We start from the raw sequence: 15,453 nt of genomic DNA, 5'->3' as shown, positions 1-15,453 counted from the left end.
CCGCTATGTGCGCAAAGTCCGTGTCGTTACGCCACGGCCTATCGAACTTGGTGAGATCACCTCAATGAACACGGAAAGTTACTTCTTTGCGAGTGGGTGGGGTTCACCGGTGAGGGCGGCGGTCGCGGTGGCTACATCGTGAAGGTCCGCGCGCACGTAGGTGGCGGTGGAGCCCGCATCGTTGCGTCCGGTGTGGCCGGCGAACGCTCGGGCGGTGGCGTAGCCGACGTTGCGTTCGACCCAAGTCAGGGTCGTGTGGCGAAGCCAGTGTGTGCTGACCTGCTGCGTGGCGACCCATGCGATGTGCTTGCCGACGCGTTCCCAAATGTAGTCGTGGCGTCGGCGCGTGATCGGTCGCCCGTTGCGATATCGCAGCAGCTGTTCGCGCGGGTCTTCGCCGCCTCGCTGCTGGTGGTGTGCGACGAGATGCTGCATGAGCGTGGGGGAGACGGGCTGCCAGCGGACGGTCTCGCCCTTTTCGCGTAGTCGGACGAGGCATTGCTCGGCGTCGAGATCCATGGGGCGCAGGGCGAGCGCGCCGCCGCGGCGACACGCGGTTTCGGCGTGCAGGCGCAACAGCAGCGTGTCCAGTTCGGGGTCGTTCCCGGTGGTGGATGCGATCGCGAAGACCTGGGAGAGTTGCTCGTCGGTCAGGGCGTGACGCGCGCTGGCGAGGCGCCGCGGCTTGGGCACGCGGATGGCGGGATTCGCGGACCCGGGCAGGAGCCCGTCGGCGACAGCATGTTGGTAGATGCACCGCAGGGCAGCGATCATGTGCTCACCGGCGCTACGACCGCCGCGGGAGTTGCTGCGGACCACGGCGGACGCTCGCGTGGATTCGGCGAGTTGTTTGATCTCTGATGCGGTTGGCTCGTCGAGGCGGCGATCACCCCAGCGCTCCCGGACTCGCCGCCAGTAGGTGAGGTAAGCGCGGCGTGTGCCGGGCGGTACGGCCTCGGCGATGTGGTCGATGTACTCGGCGAAGGTCGGGACAACTCGCGGTGCTGCACCATTGATCAGGTCCTCAGCTGATATGCCCAATCGCGTCAGCAGGATCCGGACCGTCTCCAGATCGATGCTGCCGGGCGCAGGGGTGCCGTCGTTCATGGCTGCGAGGTGATGCCGGCAGACGCCTCGAACGCGGTGAGCAGGCTGGCCACGATCGGTAGCGGGTACACGACCAGCGCATCCTGTTCGAGTCGCACGGCTACCAGTACGCGGTCACCGCAGGCAAGGCCGAGCCTGTGCCGCATTGCCGCGGGAAGCCGGACATGGCCGCGGGCGGCCACGGCGAGCGGGCCGGTGTCGGCACGCGAGACATACCCGATGGCTGGGTGTACCGACGCTTGCAGCCGCTGACCGGCGGTCCAGCCCAGCGCCCGGACCGGTGACCGGTTCGCCAAACGCCCTGCATCGTCGAGCGTCGTGATCAGCCAGTAGCCGACGTCTGCCTGGCTCAGCTCGGGCAGCGCCGGCATCGGGAGCGCCGGCGGTACCTGCGGCGGCCCAGCGGCAGCATCGATCGGATGAGAGACGGTCATCGTCGAACGTGGCTCCTCCTCCTGACAGTGCGGTTTACGACTCCAGGCTGCTGCTGCCGGGGTCTGGCCGGAACGTGTCATGAGGTGTCGGACGGTGCCGCGGCCCGGGGAGGCGGTGGTCGTCAGCCGCCACCCCGGGATTGGCTTACTGCATCGGGTGGGGCTCTCCAGTGAGTGCGGCGAGTGCGGCGGCGATCTCGCTGAGCTTGGCCCGCACGTACCGGGCGGTGGTGCCGGCCTCGCCGTTACTGTCGGCGTGCCCGGCGTACGCCTGGGCGATCGCGTAGCCGAAGTTGCGTTCCACCCACGTGAGTGTGGTGTGTCGCAGCCAGTGGATGCTGACCTGCTGCGTGGCCACCCACGGCAGCAACTGGCCGAGCCGGACGAACAGATGGTCGTAACGGCGGCGGGTGATCGGCGTGCCGTTGCGATACCGTAGCAACTGGCCGTCCGGCGGCGCGCCGCGCTCCCTGGCGTGCTGGAGCAGGTACTGCATCATCGTGGGGGAGACCGGCTGCCAGCGGGCTGTTTCGCCTTTCTCCCGCAGCCGGATCAGGCACTGCTCCTCGTCCAGGTCGAGTGGACGTAGGGCAAGGGCGCCGCCGCGCCGGCACGCCGTCTCGGTGTGCAAGCGCAGCAGGAGCGCGTCGAGCTCCGGGTCGTTGCCGCTGGAGGCGGCAGCCGTGTTGAGTTCGGTGAGCTTGGCGTCGGCGAGCGCACCGCGGGTGCTCGGCAGCCGTTGCGGCTTGGCGACCTTGAGCGCCGGGTTGTCGTCTTTGCTGAGGTAGCCGTCGGCGACGGCGTGGTTGTAGACGCAGCGCAGGGCCGCGATCAGGTTCTCGGCCGCGCCGCGGCCGGAGCGGCCGTTGCGCCGCATGACCCGGTTGGCCTTGACCTGCTCGACGAGGCCGCCGATGTCGGTCGGTTTCACGTCGTCCATGCGCCGGTCGCCCCACCGCTGTTCGATGCGGTTCCAGTAGCTGCTGTACGCCCGCAGCGTGCCCGGCCCGACGGCGGCGCGGACCACGGGCAGGTACTCGCGGAACGTCGGCGTCGCCGGCCGGGCCGGCACCCGCTGCAGCAGTTCCTCCGGGGAGACACCGAGTTTTGCCAGCAGCAGCCTCGCGGCCTCCAGTTCGGCGTTGCGGGCGTTCGCGGCGGCCGTCATGCGGCACCGTCCCGGAACCGGGCGTTCAGCAGCCCGCCGACCAGTTCCTCGAGCACCGCCGGTGGGTGCACGACGAGCAGCCCGTTGACCGGGTCGGCGGCGAGCAGCACCCGGGCGCCCAGGTCGAGGCGGCACCAGTGCCGCGCGGTCGCGGGGATGCGGACATGTCCGGGTGGCCTGAGCCGGAATACCCCGTGCTCGTCCGCGACGACGACGACCAGGTCGGCGCAGGTCTGCATGTGCAGCCGGGTGTCGATCGTCCAGCCGAGAGCCCGGAACAACGCGGCGTCTGCCACCCGCCCGTTCATGTCGATCGTGGCAAGGCCGAACCGCAGCGTGCCGGCAGGGCGCTCGGTCAGCCGGGCGAGGGGCAACGGTCCGCGTGGCCGTGCCGCTGCGGCCGACGTCGCGATGACGGCACGCGGGTGTGGCTGGACCGACGGGATGACCGGCCGGATCGGGTTTGCGGTCATCGCGACCACCGGCCTGTGGCCGAAATATCACGATTGTGCGGTGGAGACACCGCAGCCGCGTGTTCGATTGCGCTCGAACACGCGGCCCTCAAAGTCGGCATGTGTGCCGGATTCTGGTGTCGAAGGGGGGATGTGAACCCCCACGCGTTGCACCCCTGCGAAAAACAGGGGTTCATGCGAACAGGCTACGGGGTCGAAGCCTACGCCTCAATCCGGTTCGAAGGACGTCGCAGAGTGGTCGGTTGCCCCGCGCGGGTTGAAGTCACAGGCCAGCAGGGCGCCGGCCTGGGAGCGTAGGAAGTCGGCAGGTGCTGGCCGCCCGTTCGGGCGCGGGATCGATCCCGGCCTCGCGCCGCATCGCCCAGACCGTGGACGCGGCGACTTCGACTCCCAGGGTCAGCAACTCGCCGTGTAAGCGCCGGTAGCCCCAATGCGGGTTCTCCCGGGCCATGCGCAGCACCAGCGCACGGATCGATCGTACGGTTCGCGGTCGTCCAGGACGTTTGGGCCGGGAGACGCATGCATGCCGACGGGCGAGCAGATCGAGGTGCCAGCGCAGCACCGTCTCAGGGCGCACCAACAGTCGCATGCGGCCCAGCACGTCGCGTGGCGGCCGGTGCAGTAACACCGCCAGCAACGCCCGGTCGCCGTTGTCGAACCGTACTTTCTCGTTGCCCAATTGGCGCTGCAAGACCATGATCTGATGCCGCAGGACGACGATCTCGATATCCCTGTCCCGGGTTCGTGGGCAGCAGGCGCAGTGCCGCGAACACGTTGGTCAAGCCGAGGTAGGCCAGTCGCAGCAGCACGACGAACCATCATGCCGCAGCGACCACAGGTACACGAGAACCCGACGGGGAACCGCACCAAGATCGTAGCTGCCACGCATACCGGCTCTCACCAGCACGGATGCGTTTTCGGCAGGCGCGCGGTCAGGCCATCGGGTGTCGCACCGTAGAGGTCTCGGGTGCCGCACCGTAGAGGTCGTAGTACGGGATGAGCGCGCTGAATGCGGCTTGGATACAGAACTCGCGCAACCAGGCCGACACGCCAGCCAGCAGTTGCTGGCGACGCGGACGGTACCGGTCAAAGGGTTGAGGCATACGCTCTATCCTGTCACAGCGCCCGTTTCCCAGCCACGGGTCACCGATCCACCAGAATCAGGGCCGTCGACTCGCGGCACCGCTGCAGGGCGCCTGCCAGTTCCGCAACGCCAGCCTGTGTGCGACGCCATCCGCCGCTCCTGGCACGGCAACGGGTGCCGGGTCGTCGTCCGGGTCCATCGTTCCCTCGATCCTGCCGACCTTCACTCGCCACAGGGTCGGCACGACCAACCGATGGGTCGTCGACCGCCACGGCGCCGAGCACTGGTGCACCATCAGCCAGGCGCCGAGATGTCTGCAACGATGCCGGCGGTGACGCCTCGTCGGCTAGGTCGGCGGCGCTCCACCGCGACAGCGACACCCCGCGGGTAGCGGGCAGTTCACAGGCGAGGGCTTTGACCTGGGCGGCTTGCACGGCGGTGAACCGGTGCGGCCGGCCCGACCGATCGGCGTCGGCCAGCGCCGCCAGGCGGCACCGCCAGAAACCGGACCCGCCACTTGCGTACCGTGTCCGCGTGCACGCGCTGCTGTTCGGCGATCTCTGCTGGTGGCACCATCGGCGGCAGCCGACACGATCCGCGCCCCCAGCACCATACGGGCCTGTGTGGTGGGTCGAGGCAACCTACGCGGCGTGTTCATCGTCGGCCAACTCGATCTGGTAGGGACTCGATGGGGGCACCGACATGTTCTGCCAGCACATCATCCAGGGCAGCGACGCGTCGGGGCGGATCAGGCACTATCGAAAGCTGTCCCCAGGCCACATGGGTCGGCCAAGACCAGCCTGCGGCAACGCCTGAGCCGCCACGCCTGAGCCGCCACGCCCAGCAGCGCTGGCCCGCCCTGGCTGCCGTCGAGGTGCGCTACCACGGCGTGCTCACACCTACATCGGCAGACAATGCACCGACGGCAGCATGCTGCCGCGCTATGCCGGCTACGCTACTGCGGCTCGGCCAACATCTGGGGCTTCGCGATCTACCTGGGCGGCCCCGACGCCTACAACGACGCCGTCCTGCCCAACGGACTACACGCCGGCAGCCCCGAAGACGCCCTTGACTGCGCCTGCGGCCTCTACCTCAACGACCCACAGCCTGGCTCCAACCCCCGACGAACTAACGACGAAGACCACTAAAGTGACCGCGTGGGTCTTCTCGTAGTCGGCGGCGGCCTTCTCGGCGTACGCCTGGACTGCGTCACCGCCGTGTCGGGGGCTGCCCACCTCACAGGCGGGTGTGGCCGCGGCGTTCGCGCCGACCAGCCGGCAGTTCGGCGCGGTACTCGGCATCGCGGTACTGGGCGCAGTCATCTCGCGGGCCTGTACGACCGGGCGATCGCGGAGAGGTTCACCGCGGCGAGCCGGCCGGCCTCGCGGATCGTCGTCGGGTGCGGCACCGCGGTGGCGCTCATCGGTACGCTCACGACCGGCCGGAAAGCCATGGAGCGCCGGAGCAAGGAACTCGGGACGGAACTGGTCGATGCCTGACACGCACACGGAGGCGGCAGCGCGAGCGTGGCGCGGGATGCGCGCCCTCGTGCTGGAGGAGCACGCCCGCAAGAAGAAGGAAGTCTGCGAGGCGCTCGACATGAGCTTTGTGCGGGTCCAGGCGCTGCGCCAGGTGGCCGAGGGACCGTTGACGATGCGCGAGCTGGCAGCCCGGCTGCAGACCGACGCGCCCTATACCACGCTGGTCGTGGACGACCTGGAGAAACGGGAGTTGGTGCGGCGCGAGCCGCACCCCGCCGACCGGCGCGCGAAGGTCGTCGTGGCGACGGCGGCGGGACGGGATGCATCGGCCCTGGCGGAGGGGATCCTGGACCAGCCGCCTCCGTCGCTACTGGCGCTCAGCTCGGAGGACCTGGCCACGTTGGCAGCCGTCATCGGTCGGCTGCGCCGCTGAGCTACGGCGCGAGCGCACGCTCGGGTCGCGAGCCCACTGGATGCGGTCAAGTGCTACCTCGGGGGAGTGCTGTCGATCGGCACGGGTGCCTTGACGCACCTGGTCAGGGAGCCGTTCGACGCCCTTTGCGCTGGTGATGCGCGGTCTTCATCGTCAACGGGCACGGCGGCAATGTCGATGTGCTCCGGCAGGTCTCGGACGTCTGCGAACACGAAGGCATGCCGATCTTCGTCCACCATCTGACGGTTCCGGGCGGAGCTGCCCATGCCGGCCCAACGGAGACCTCCCTCGTGCTTCCCTTCGATCCGGCCCGGGTGAGACGTCGATCGTCGACCTCATGCCGCGACTGGGTTCGGACGGCATTCGGGCCGTGAGCGGAAACGGTGTGCTCGGGAAACCCGGCTGGCGTGTCGGCCGAGCAGCGTGCCGAGCTGTTCGCCTATCTCGTCGCGCGGGTCGAGGCGGCCCTGACCGGCTTGCTGACCGCGGTCGGCGAGGGTTCGACTGGGTAGGCGGTCGTCTTATATTGCAAGATGTCATTCCGCATGCTTGACATGCCCTAGTGCCCTGGATAGCGTCCCATGGACGGCATTGCCGCACCAGTCCGGCCACTGAGTCAGGACGGTCCGGCGGCGTGGGATGTTCCCAAACCCCCTTGGGCTAGCGGCCGACAGCTACCCTCCCGCAAACGCGCCGGCCCGGTGCGGTTCGATGATCGGCTGTTACGAGGCGAGGACTGGAAGAGACATGCAGGTAGACACGCTGGTGACGGGCGGGCGAATCGTCAGCCCGAGCGGCATCGTCGACGCCGCGATCGCCATCGCGGACGGTCGCGTCGTGGCCATCGGTGACGAGCGGGCGCTGCCCGAGGCCGCCGAACGGATCGACTGCGACGGCAAGTACGTGATGCCAGGGATTGTCGATCCGCACGTTCATCTGGGCGGCGGCCGGCCGCTCGCCGAGATCTTTGCCTCGGAGACTGCCAGTGCGGCGCGCGGCGGCGTGACCACCGTGCTGCAGTACCGCCGTTCCGGCACGTCCTTCCTCGACACGTTCCCGCCCGAGCTGGAGCTGGCCCGGACTCGGATGCTCGTCGACACGCAGTTCCACTTCATCATCTCGACGATGGAGCAGGTGTACGAGATCCCGCGCTACGCCGAGCAGTTCGGCGTGACGAGCTTCAAGTTCTACATGGGCGGCTACGAGCCGGGGAACCCGATCGGGCTGGTCTCGGTCAACGACGCGGTGCTCTACGCGGCGATGGAGCGCATTCGCGAGCTCGGCCCGCATGCCTGGTGCATGGTCCACTGCGAGGACGACTCGCTGGTGTGCCACCTCACCGCCCAGGTGAAGGCCCGCGGTGGTAACGACCTGGCCGCCTACACCGAGACGCGCCCCGACTTCGTCGAGGAGCAGGATCTGCTCCGGGCGATCTGGCTGGCCGACCTCCAGGAGTGCCCGCTCTACGTGCCCCACACCACGGTGGGCATGGCCGTGGACGCCGCGGCCGAGTCGCGGCGCAAGGGCCGCACCGTCGTCCTCGAGACCTGCCCGCACTACCTCGCACTCACCGCCGACGATCCCCGGCTCTCCGCCCACGGCTCGGGGGTCGGCAAGGTGGCCCCGGCCCTGCGCAACGCGCAGCACCAGGCGGAACTCTGGCGCGGCCTGCGCGAGGGATGGATCGCCACCATCGGATCCGACCATGTACCGATCGCCAAGTCCGGCAAGGGATTCTGGGAGGAGGCCCCGGGTTTCGCGGGCCTGGCCACGATGCTTCCCGTCGTGCTGACCGAGGGCGTCCTCAAGGGCCGTATCACCTTGGAGAAGGTCGCCGAGACCATGGCGTACAACCCGGCTCGGTTGTTCGGCCTCTACCCGCGCAAGGGCACGCTACAGGTCGGCTCGGACGCCGACCTCGTCGTGGTCGACATGGACCACGAGGCCACGGTCGGGCCCGAGGTCACGCAGAGCGAGTTCCCCAGCGCGTTCGAAGGCGTGCCGTTGCGCGGCTGGCCGACGTTGACGATGCGCCGTGGCGAAGTCATCTTCCGCGACGGCAAGGTCCTGGCCGAACCCGGTAGCGGCCAGGTGATCACCAAACCCGAGCCGGACCTTGCGAAGGGAAGGAACTGGCATGCCGCTTAGTGTGAAGCTCGATCCGCGGGAGGTCGGGCTGCTGGTCGTCGATATGCAGAACGGCTTCTGCCACCCCGAGGGTTCGCGCGGGCAGGCGTTCGGCGCGAACGCCGTCCGCCGCCCGCGGGAGATCATTCCCAACGTGATCACGGCGATCGACCTGGCGCACCGCCTGGACATGCCGGTGTGGTTCACCCAGCAGGTGCACTACAACGACGACGTCACCCGCGCGCGCCGGCGGATCCCGTCACACCTGGAGCGGCGCGGCGTCAAGCTGGAGCTCTGCCGGCGCGGCACCTGGGACGCCGAGCTCCTGGACGAGATGAAGGCCGCCAGGCAGGAGCGCGACGAGATCGTCGTGAAGCACCGTTCGAGTGCGTTCTTCCAGACCACGCTCGAGTGCGAGCTGCGTATGCGCGCCGTTCAGGTGCTGATCGTGACCGGGACGACCACGAGCTTCTGTGTCGACTCGACGATCCGCGACGCGTACGCGCGGGACTTCGACGTCGTCGTTCCCGCCGAGTGTGTGGCCGACTCTGACGACGCAGCGCATGCCGCGACCCTGGCGAGCATCGAACGTTTCCACGGCGTCGTCACCGACCTGACCGGGTTGACGGAAGCGCTGGACAGCTGAGATGCCAACTCCCACCGGACTTCCGGGAGCGTCGGCGGGCGAGCCGGTACGAACGCTCACGGTCGACGGCGCGCGGGTGACGATCACGGGGCCGCCGCACGCGACCCTGCTGGACGAGCTGCGCGCCGCCGGCTTCACGGCGGCGAAGGCCTCCTGCCGGCGAGGCGAGTGCGGAGCCTGTACCGTTCTGGTCGGCGGCCGGGCGATCATGGCCTGCACGGCGTTGGCCGCGCTGGTGTCCGCGGATGTGACCACCGCTGCCGGGCTGGGAACGGCGTGCGACGACCTGCGCGCCGCGTTTGCCGATCACGCCGCGTTCCAGTGCGGATTCTGCACGCCGGGGCAGGTGGTGCGGGCCGAGGCCGTGCTTCGCGAGGACCCGCACCGAAGCCGGGACGAGATCACCCGCGCCATGGCGGGGAACGTCTGCCGGTGCACCGGGTACCGCCAGATCGTGGACGCCGTCTGCGCCGTGGCGCAGTCGCGCCGACTGGCCATGGAGGCCGGCGCATGACGGTCGTCGGTCGTTCCGTGCGTCCGATCGACTGGGACGAGAAGACGTCAGGCACGGCCCGGTACGCCGCGGACGCGCCACCCGCCGGTACGCTGGTGGCCCGGGTACTGCGTGCACCGACCCCGCACGCGCGGATCCGAAAGCTCGACGTCAGCGCCGCGCTGCGCGCGCCCGGGGTCCGTGCGATAGTCACCGCCGCCGACTTCGCGCCCGGGGTCATGTACGAGCACAGCGGCGAGCCGTACTCCGACCGCTCGCCGCTGGCCGTCGATCGCGTGCTCTACGTCGGGCACGAGGTCGCGGCGGTGGCCGCGGACACCGCCGAGGCCGCCGAGGAGGCAGTGCGACGGATCGTGGTCCGGTACCGCCGGCTGCCGGCCGTGCTGTCGGTGCCGGCCGCGCTCGATCGGCAGGCACCGCGCCTGCATGAGCGCCCGAGCGGAACGAATGTGGCCGTGGCAACGGCGGACCACTGGGGCGACCTGGAACTGGCCACCCGCAACGCCGTCACCTCGGTCGAGGGCACCTATCGGTATCCCCGGGTCAACCATGCCTGCATGGAGCCGAACACCACGATCGCCTGGTGGCACGACGAGCGGCTCGAACTGTGGACCTCGTCCCAGGCGCCGCACTTCGTCGTGCACGAGCTGGCGCGGGTGCTCGGGCTGCGGCTGGATCAGGTGGTCTGTCGCGACGTGTCGGTCGGTGGTGGCTTCGGATCGAAGTCGAAAGTCTCCGAGCACGAGGCGCTGGCCGCCGCGCTGTCGATGAAGTGCGGGCAGCCGGTACTGCTGGAGCTCTCGCGCGCCGAGGAGTTCGCGTTCACGAAGCCGCGGCACGCGTTCACCACGACGCTGACCGCGCACATCGACGCGGAGGACCGGATCTGCTTTCTGGACGCCACCGTCGACGTCGACAACGGGGCGTTCAACCACTACGGGCCCTCGGTGATGCGCGCCGGCATCAAGCAGTTCGGGTCGATGTACCGACCGGATGCGGTGCGCTGGGACGCTCGGCTGGTCGACACGAACCTGGTGCCCGGTGGGCAGTTTCGCGGGTACGGGCAACCCCAGACGGCGATCGCGCTCGAGTGCGCGGCCGACGAGCTCGCCGAGCGATGCGGCCGCGATCCGCTGGAGTTCCGTATCCACAATGCGAGCCGGCCCGACACTCAGGCCCTCGCCGGGGCGCTGATCGGGTCGAACCGGCTGGTCGAGTGCCTGCACAGCGTGCGTGAGCGGATCGGCTGGGACGAGAAGCGCCGCCCGGCGCGGCCCTGGCGCGGCGTGGGTGTCGCCGCCGGCATGCACGCGAGCGGCTCATACGCCTACCCGGGCGGGAACGTCAGCGCAGCCGGCGTCGAGGTGACCAGTACCGGTGACGTCGTGGTGCGTTTCGGCGGGGCGGACGCCGGCACGGGTCAGCGCACGATTCTGGGGCAGATCGCCGCTGAGGTGCTCGACGTTCCGTTCGAGCGGGTGCGGGTCATCATGGCCGACTGGGACGAGACCCCGCCGGAGATGGGAGCGTGGTCGTCACGCGGTACCCACATGGGCGGGCACGCGACACGCAAGACCGCCCAGGCACTCGCCGATCGCCTGCTGGAACTCGGCGCGGCCAAGCTGGGGACCTCGGAGGTGCGCCTGCGCGCGGGCCTGGTCGAGTCGGCCGACGCCGCCGTCGAGATCGGCGACCTGGTCGATCTGGCGCCGGAGTCGGCCAACGGCAGCCTGCGCATCGACCTGGAGTACCTCGAGGAACGGATGCAGCCCTACTGGACCGGCATCGCCCGCCCGAACATCTCGGCGAGCTACTCGTTCGCCGCGCACGCGGTCGAGGTTGAGGTCGACCCGGACACCGGGGTGATCACGGTCCTCGACTACGCCGCGGCCCACGACATCGGGCGGGCGATCAACCCGGGCCTGGTCACCGGCCAGATCATCGGCGGTGTCGTCCAGGGCCTCGGCGCGGCGCTGGGCGAACGGCTGATCTACGAGGGTGGCCGCGTGGTCAACCCGTCGTACCTGCACTACTCGTTGCCGCGTGCGACTGCGGTGCCGTCGATCGACGTGGAGCTGATCGAGGGACCGGAGCCGGCCGGGCCGTTCGACGCGAAGAGCGTCGGCGAGATCGCGATCATCCCTCCCGCGCCCGCGCTGCTCAACGCCGTGTACGCGGCGACCGGCATCCGGTTCCGCGAACTTCCGCTCACGCCGGATGTCGTGCTCACCGCGCTGCGGGAGCGCGACGGTACGCCGCCGCGCCGCCACCACCTGACGCGCCGCCCGTCACGCTGGCAGATCGAACTGTTCCGCAGGCTGTACCCGTTCGGCCTGCATCACCTGCTCGACCGGTTCGGCACACGGTGGGCGCGCCGCCCCGAGCCGCGGCCGGTCGAGGCGATCGACCTGCCGGCCACCGTGAGCGACGCCGTCGCAGCACTGGCCGCACCCGATGCGGTGGTCATGGGCGGCGGCACCGATCTCATCGTCCAGCGCGACCAGGCCCTGACGTATCCACGGGTGCTCGTCGGCACGTCCTCGATCGGCGCGATGCGCACGATCGACGAATTGCCAGACGGTGGTCTTCGGATCGGTGCGGCGGTGACCCTGAGCGAACTCGGGCGGTGGGCCGACGGACGGATGCCGTTGCTCGCCGAGGCCATTGACACGATCGCCTCGGCGCAGATCCGCGAGGTGGCGACGGTCGGCGGCAACCTCGGGCAGGAGAAGCGCTGCTGGTTCTTCCGCAACGGCTTCGACTGCTACAAGCGGGGTGGCGTAACGTGCCCCTGTTATGCCGTATCCGGTGATCACCGGCTGCACCACGCGGCGATCGGCGCCCATCGCTGTCAGGCCGTGACGCCGTCGGACCTCGCCACGGTGTTCGCCGCGCTGGATGCGCAGGTGCGGATCGCGGGGCCTTCGGCCGCGCGGACCACCTCCATCGCGGGGCTGTTCAAGGGTCCGGGGGAGCTGCGGCTGCGGCCGGCCGAGTTCATCGAGTCGGTTTCGATCGCCGCGACGGCACGCGGTCGCGCGGGCGCATTCGCCAAGCTGCAGCAGTGGGACGGCGATTTCGCCCTGGTGTCGCTTGCCGCCGCGGTCTCGATCGCGCCCGACGGCCGCTGGGACTCACCACGGTTCGTGTTCGGCGGGCTGGCGGCGACGCCGTGGAACCCGCGCCGGCTCTGCGCCGAACTGTCGGGCGCCCGCCCCACCCGGCAGACGGTGACCTCAGTGCTGAGCAAGGAGTTCGAGTGGCAGGCACATCCTTTACCGGGCACGCGGTGGAAGCTCGATGCCGCTGTCGGATTGGCGGGTCAGGTCACCGACCGCCTGCTCGCCGGCGGAGGCGGCCATGAGTGAGGCCGGGCCGAACGGGGCCGACCGTGCGCGGCGGATCGTCGAGCGGCTGCGTGCCGCAGGCGTGGAACTCGCCGCGTCCCTGCCGGACAGCTGGCTGAGCCCGCTCATCGATCGGGTCGCCGCGGACGAGCACATCAGGCACGTGCGGGTCAGTCGCGAGGACGACGCCGTGGCGATCGCCGGAGGCGCGGCGTTGCTGGGCAAGCGGTCGGTCGTGCTGTGCCAGAACGCCGGTGTGCTCCTGGCGACGAACGTGCTCGCCGCGTTCGCCTACCACCACCAGCTACCGCTGCTCGTCGTCGCCGCGGCGCGGGGCGGAGCGGAGGACGGTTTCTACTACCAGATGTACAAGGGCCAGGTGAGTACCGGTGTGGCCACGGCGGCCGGGTTGAGCGTCCACCATGTGACCGGGCCCCAGGACGACTGGCTGTTCGAGCGCGCCGTCGAGCAGGCGTGGCTGCAGCGCCGCCCGGTCGTGCTGATGTGCTCCCGCACCGCGCTGCTGGGTGCTGCCGCATGAGGCGCGCCGAACTGGCGGCGGCGATCGCGGCCGCCGCGCCGAACCACGTGATCATCACGAGCCTGGGGAGCGCCGGGCGCGCCTGGCGTGACCACGGCGGCCCGAACCCCACGTTCTTCGGATCCGACCCGATGGGCGCTGCGCCGGGCCTGGCGCTGGGTGCGGCGCTGGCCCGGCCGGACCTGCAGTTCCTGCTGCTCGAAGGCGACGGCGACCTCGTCATGAACCTCGGTGCGCTGCTCGCCATCGCCGACGCCGGGCCCGGGAACCTGCGCGTGGTGGTCTTCCACAACGGCCGGTACGAGACGGGTGGCGGACAGCCGCTGGCCGCGGCCGGACGGGCGGACCTCGGCGCCGTCGCGCTCGCGGCGGGATGGCCATGGGTGCGCACGCTCGAGCGTGCGGCATCGGGGGACACGCTGCGTGCCGGAGTCGAGGCTCTGCTCGCGGCTGGGGTGGCGCCGGCACTGCTGGTCGCCGAGGTCGACGCGGAGGAATCGCCGTACGGCGGCCCGGGCGAGCTGTCCGGGGTGGAGGCGCGCGTGCGCTTCCAGGAACAACTCCGCAACTGGGAATCGCGAAGGGAACACGCGGGATGACGGCGCTGATACTGCGCAACGGTAGGCTGCTGGATCTGCAGCACGGTGGCGAGACCGGTGACGTCGTCATCGTCGACGGTGTGATCACCGACGTCGGGACGGGCGCCGCGCAACGTCACGCCTCGGCCGCCACCGAGCCGGCCGAGGTTGTGGACCTGGCCGGGGACATCGTCATCCCAGGCCTGATCAACGCGCATACGCACTCCAACCAGACCATCGAGAAGGGGCTGTGCGACGCGCTGCCGCTCGATGCCTGGATGGTGCTGGCCAGCTACGGGGGCGCCGGCGCACGCCTCTCGCCGCGTGACCTCTACGTCTCGGCGATGGTCGGGGGCCTGGAGATGCTGCGCAGCGGCACTACCGCCGTACTGGACTGCGCGCGCTCGGACATCGAATGGGTCGACGACGGCATGGACGCCATCATGCAGGCCTACGTGGATCTCGGCATGCGCGCGAACGTGGCGATCCAGTACTCGGACCTGGACTTCTTCTCGTCCATCCCCATCGACCTGGTCCCCGGTGGCGCCGCCCTGCGCAAGCCACCGATCGCGCAGCCCGACCAGGTGCTCGCGGCGGCCGGCCGCTTCATCGACCGCTGGTCCGGCCGTTACGCCCGGGTTCAGCCGATCCTCGGGCCGTCCTCCCTTCCGCGCTGCTCGACCCCCCTGTTCGAGGCCAGCGTCGAGCTCGCACGGGGCCGCGGGGTCAGGCTGCAGACCCACCTGCTGTCCGCCGCGTCCCAGGTGACGATGGCGAAGGAGCGCTACGGCGTCAGCACCGTGGAGTTTCTCGCCGAGATGGGCGCGCTGGAGCCCTGGGCGTCGTTCGCACACGCGATCTGGCTCGACAGCCGCGAGGTGCAGATGTTCGCGCAGACTCCGGCGGTCGCCGTGCACAACCCGGCGAGCAACCTCAAGCTCGGCGCCGGAGTCGCGCCCGTTCCCGCGCTGCTGCGCGCCGGAGCCAGGGTGGCGCTCGGGTCCGACGGGGCGAGCAGCAACGACACCCAGAACATGTTCGAGACGCTCAAGCTCTCGACGATCGTCCATCGTATCCAAGGTCCGCAGCGCACCTGGCCCACCGCCACGAATGGCCTGACCATGTGCTGGACCAACGGCGCCGCGGCGATGGGCGCCGACATCGGCCGGCTGGCCGTCGGCGCCAAGGCGGACCTGACCGTGCTGGACATTGACTACGTGTGGCCGGCCCCGGCGGCACAGCTTCGGCAGCAGCTGGCCTACGGTGAGCTGGGCAGCGCAGTGCGCAGCGTCTATGTCGACGGGCGGGCGCTGCTGGCCGACCGGCGGATCACAACGGTGGACGAGTCGGCGATCCGTGCCGAGGCGCGCGAGATCGCGGCCAGGATCTGGAGCACACTCCCGGACCGGCTGGCACGCTTCGAGGAGTTCCGGCCGGTGCTCGAGCAGATCGAGGCAGCGGTCGGCGGCGGCGTCGGCGATCGTTGCCACTGACGTAGGGGCGGCAGCCGCATGAGCGGC

General features: G+C 70.0%; 15 protein-coding genes. 9 read left to right on the top strand and 6 right to left on the bottom strand.

Annotated elements, in window-relative coordinates:
- Positions 1-78: 78 nt before the first annotated feature.
- The 6 genes from ABD352_RS57360 to ABD352_RS57335 form a co-directional block, all read right to left on the bottom strand.
- On the bottom strand, positions 79-1,107 hold the full coding sequence (locus tag ABD352_RS57360; RefSeq protein ID WP_344621143.1) for a tyrosine-type recombinase/integrase: 1,029 nt from the start codon (positions 1,105-1,107) through the stop codon (positions 79-81).
- A complete protein-coding gene (locus tag ABD352_RS57355) occupies positions 1,104-1,541 on the bottom strand; it encodes an AbrB/MazE/SpoVT family DNA-binding domain-containing protein (RefSeq protein ID WP_344621142.1) in 438 nt (145 codons plus the stop codon). The genes ABD352_RS57360 and ABD352_RS57355 overlap by 4 nt, the downstream gene beginning before the upstream one ends.
- Before the next feature lie 145 nt (positions 1,542-1,686).
- Positions 1,687-2,709, bottom strand: a complete 1,023-nt coding sequence (locus ABD352_RS57350; protein WP_344621141.1) for a tyrosine-type recombinase/integrase — start codon at positions 2,707-2,709, stop codon at positions 1,687-1,689.
- Positions 2,706-3,182 carry a hypothetical protein gene (locus ABD352_RS57345; RefSeq protein WP_344621140.1) on the bottom strand — a complete coding sequence of 159 codons (477 nt, stop codon included), beginning with the start codon at positions 3,180-3,182 and terminating at the stop codon, positions 2,706-2,708. The genes ABD352_RS57350 and ABD352_RS57345 overlap by 4 nt, the downstream gene beginning before the upstream one ends.
- A gap of 262 nt (positions 3,183-3,444) precedes the next feature.
- Positions 3,445-3,879 (bottom strand): helix-turn-helix domain-containing protein, encoded by a 435-nt coding sequence (locus ABD352_RS57340; RefSeq protein ID WP_344621139.1) that lies wholly within the window; start codon positions 3,877-3,879, stop codon positions 3,445-3,447.
- Positions 3,880-5,306: 1,427 nt separating this feature from the next.
- Positions 5,307-5,567, bottom strand: coding sequence for a hypothetical protein (locus ABD352_RS57335; protein WP_344621138.1), 261 nt, complete (start codon positions 5,565-5,567; stop codon positions 5,307-5,309).
- 235 nt (positions 5,568-5,802) lie between these two features.
- On the opposite strand from ABD352_RS57335, the gene ABD352_RS57330 reads away from it, so the two are divergent.
- From ABD352_RS57330 to ABD352_RS57295, 9 genes are all read left to right on the top strand, one after another.
- Positions 5,803-6,180, top strand: a complete 378-nt coding sequence (locus ABD352_RS57330; protein ID WP_344621137.1) for a MarR family winged helix-turn-helix transcriptional regulator — start codon at positions 5,803-5,805, stop codon at positions 6,178-6,180.
- A 149-nt stretch (positions 6,181-6,329) separates the two neighbouring features.
- On the top strand, positions 6,330-6,554 hold the full coding sequence (locus ABD352_RS58010; RefSeq protein WP_425554023.1) for a creatininase family protein: 225 nt from the start codon (positions 6,330-6,332) through the stop codon (positions 6,552-6,554).
- Between the two features lie 373 nt (positions 6,555-6,927).
- Positions 6,928-8,328, top strand: a complete 1,401-nt coding sequence (locus ABD352_RS57325) for a dihydroorotase (RefSeq protein WP_344621136.1) — start codon at positions 6,928-6,930, stop codon at positions 8,326-8,328.
- Positions 8,318-8,953, top strand: coding sequence for a cysteine hydrolase family protein (locus ABD352_RS57320; RefSeq protein ID WP_344621135.1), 636 nt, complete (start codon positions 8,318-8,320; stop codon positions 8,951-8,953). The genes ABD352_RS57325 and ABD352_RS57320 overlap by 11 nt, the downstream gene beginning before the upstream one ends.
- A 1-nt stretch (position 8,954) precedes the next feature.
- Positions 8,955-9,467: a (2Fe-2S)-binding protein gene (locus tag ABD352_RS57315; RefSeq protein ID WP_344621134.1), complete on the top strand. Its 513-nt coding sequence runs from the start codon at positions 8,955-8,957 to the stop codon at positions 9,465-9,467.
- The gene (locus ABD352_RS57310) at positions 9,464-12,835 is read left to right on the top strand and encodes a molybdopterin cofactor-binding domain-containing protein (protein WP_344621133.1); all 3,372 of its coding nucleotides are present in this window, start codon (positions 9,464-9,466) and stop codon (positions 12,833-12,835) included. Before ABD352_RS57315 ends, ABD352_RS57310 begins: the two co-directional genes overlap by 4 nt.
- Positions 12,828-13,355: a thiamine pyrophosphate-binding protein gene (locus ABD352_RS57305; RefSeq protein WP_344621132.1), complete on the top strand. Its 528-nt coding sequence runs from the start codon at positions 12,828-12,830 to the stop codon at positions 13,353-13,355. The genes ABD352_RS57310 and ABD352_RS57305 overlap by 8 nt, the downstream gene beginning before the upstream one ends.
- Positions 13,352-13,954: a thiamine pyrophosphate-dependent enzyme gene (locus ABD352_RS57300; protein WP_344621131.1), complete on the top strand. Its 603-nt coding sequence runs from the start codon at positions 13,352-13,354 to the stop codon at positions 13,952-13,954. Before ABD352_RS57305 ends, ABD352_RS57300 begins: the two co-directional genes overlap by 4 nt.
- Positions 13,951-15,426, top strand: coding sequence for an amidohydrolase family protein (locus tag ABD352_RS57295; protein WP_344621130.1), 1,476 nt, complete (start codon positions 13,951-13,953; stop codon positions 15,424-15,426). The genes ABD352_RS57300 and ABD352_RS57295 overlap by 4 nt, the downstream gene beginning before the upstream one ends.
- The last annotated feature ends 27 nt before the right edge of the window (positions 15,427-15,453 follow it).

The organism is Dactylosporangium salmoneum, from assembly GCF_039532525.1.
In the GTDB taxonomy this organism is placed as follows: Bacteria; Actinomycetota; Actinomycetes; order Mycobacteriales; family Micromonosporaceae; genus Dactylosporangium; species Dactylosporangium salmoneum.
Note: the sequence above shows the minus strand (reverse complement) of the source record. Positions and strands in the feature narration are given on the sequence as shown.

Coding starts and splice junctions, on each gene's coding strand:
- ABD352_RS57350 (WP_344621141.1), bottom strand. CDS start 2,709: ATGACGGCCGCCGCGAACGCCCGCAACGCCGAACTGGAGGCCGCGAGG.
- ABD352_RS57330 (WP_344621137.1), top strand. CDS start 5,803: ATGCGCGCCCTCGTGCTGGAGGAGCACGCCCGCAAGAAGAAGGAAGTC.
- ABD352_RS57320 (WP_344621135.1), top strand. CDS start 8,318: ATGCCGCTTAGTGTGAAGCTCGATCCGCGGGAGGTCGGGCTGCTGGTC.
- ABD352_RS57325 (WP_344621136.1), top strand. CDS start 6,928: ATGCAGGTAGACACGCTGGTGACGGGCGGGCGAATCGTCAGCCCGAGC.
- ABD352_RS57340 (WP_344621139.1), bottom strand. CDS start 3,879: ATGGTCTTGCAGCGCCAATTGGGCAACGAGAAAGTACGGTTCGACAAC.
- ABD352_RS57360 (WP_344621143.1), bottom strand. CDS start 1,107: ATGAACGACGGCACCCCTGCGCCCGGCAGCATCGATCTGGAGACGGTC.
- ABD352_RS57345 (WP_344621140.1), bottom strand. CDS start 3,182: ATGACCGCAAACCCGATCCGGCCGGTCATCCCGTCGGTCCAGCCACAC.
- ABD352_RS57335 (WP_344621138.1), bottom strand. CDS start 5,567: ATGCCGAGTACCGCGCCGAACTGCCGGCTGGTCGGCGCGAACGCCGCG.
- ABD352_RS57310 (WP_344621133.1), top strand. CDS start 9,464: ATGACGGTCGTCGGTCGTTCCGTGCGTCCGATCGACTGGGACGAGAAG.
- ABD352_RS57355 (WP_344621142.1), bottom strand. CDS start 1,541: ATGACCGTCTCTCATCCGATCGATGCTGCCGCTGGGCCGCCGCAGGTA.
- ABD352_RS57305 (WP_344621132.1), top strand. CDS start 12,828: ATGAGTGAGGCCGGGCCGAACGGGGCCGACCGTGCGCGGCGGATCGTC.
- ABD352_RS57315 (WP_344621134.1), top strand. CDS start 8,955: ATGCCAACTCCCACCGGACTTCCGGGAGCGTCGGCGGGCGAGCCGGTA.
- ABD352_RS57295 (WP_344621130.1), top strand. CDS start 13,951: ATGACGGCGCTGATACTGCGCAACGGTAGGCTGCTGGATCTGCAGCAC.
- ABD352_RS57300 (WP_344621131.1), top strand. CDS start 13,352: ATGAGGCGCGCCGAACTGGCGGCGGCGATCGCGGCCGCCGCGCCGAAC.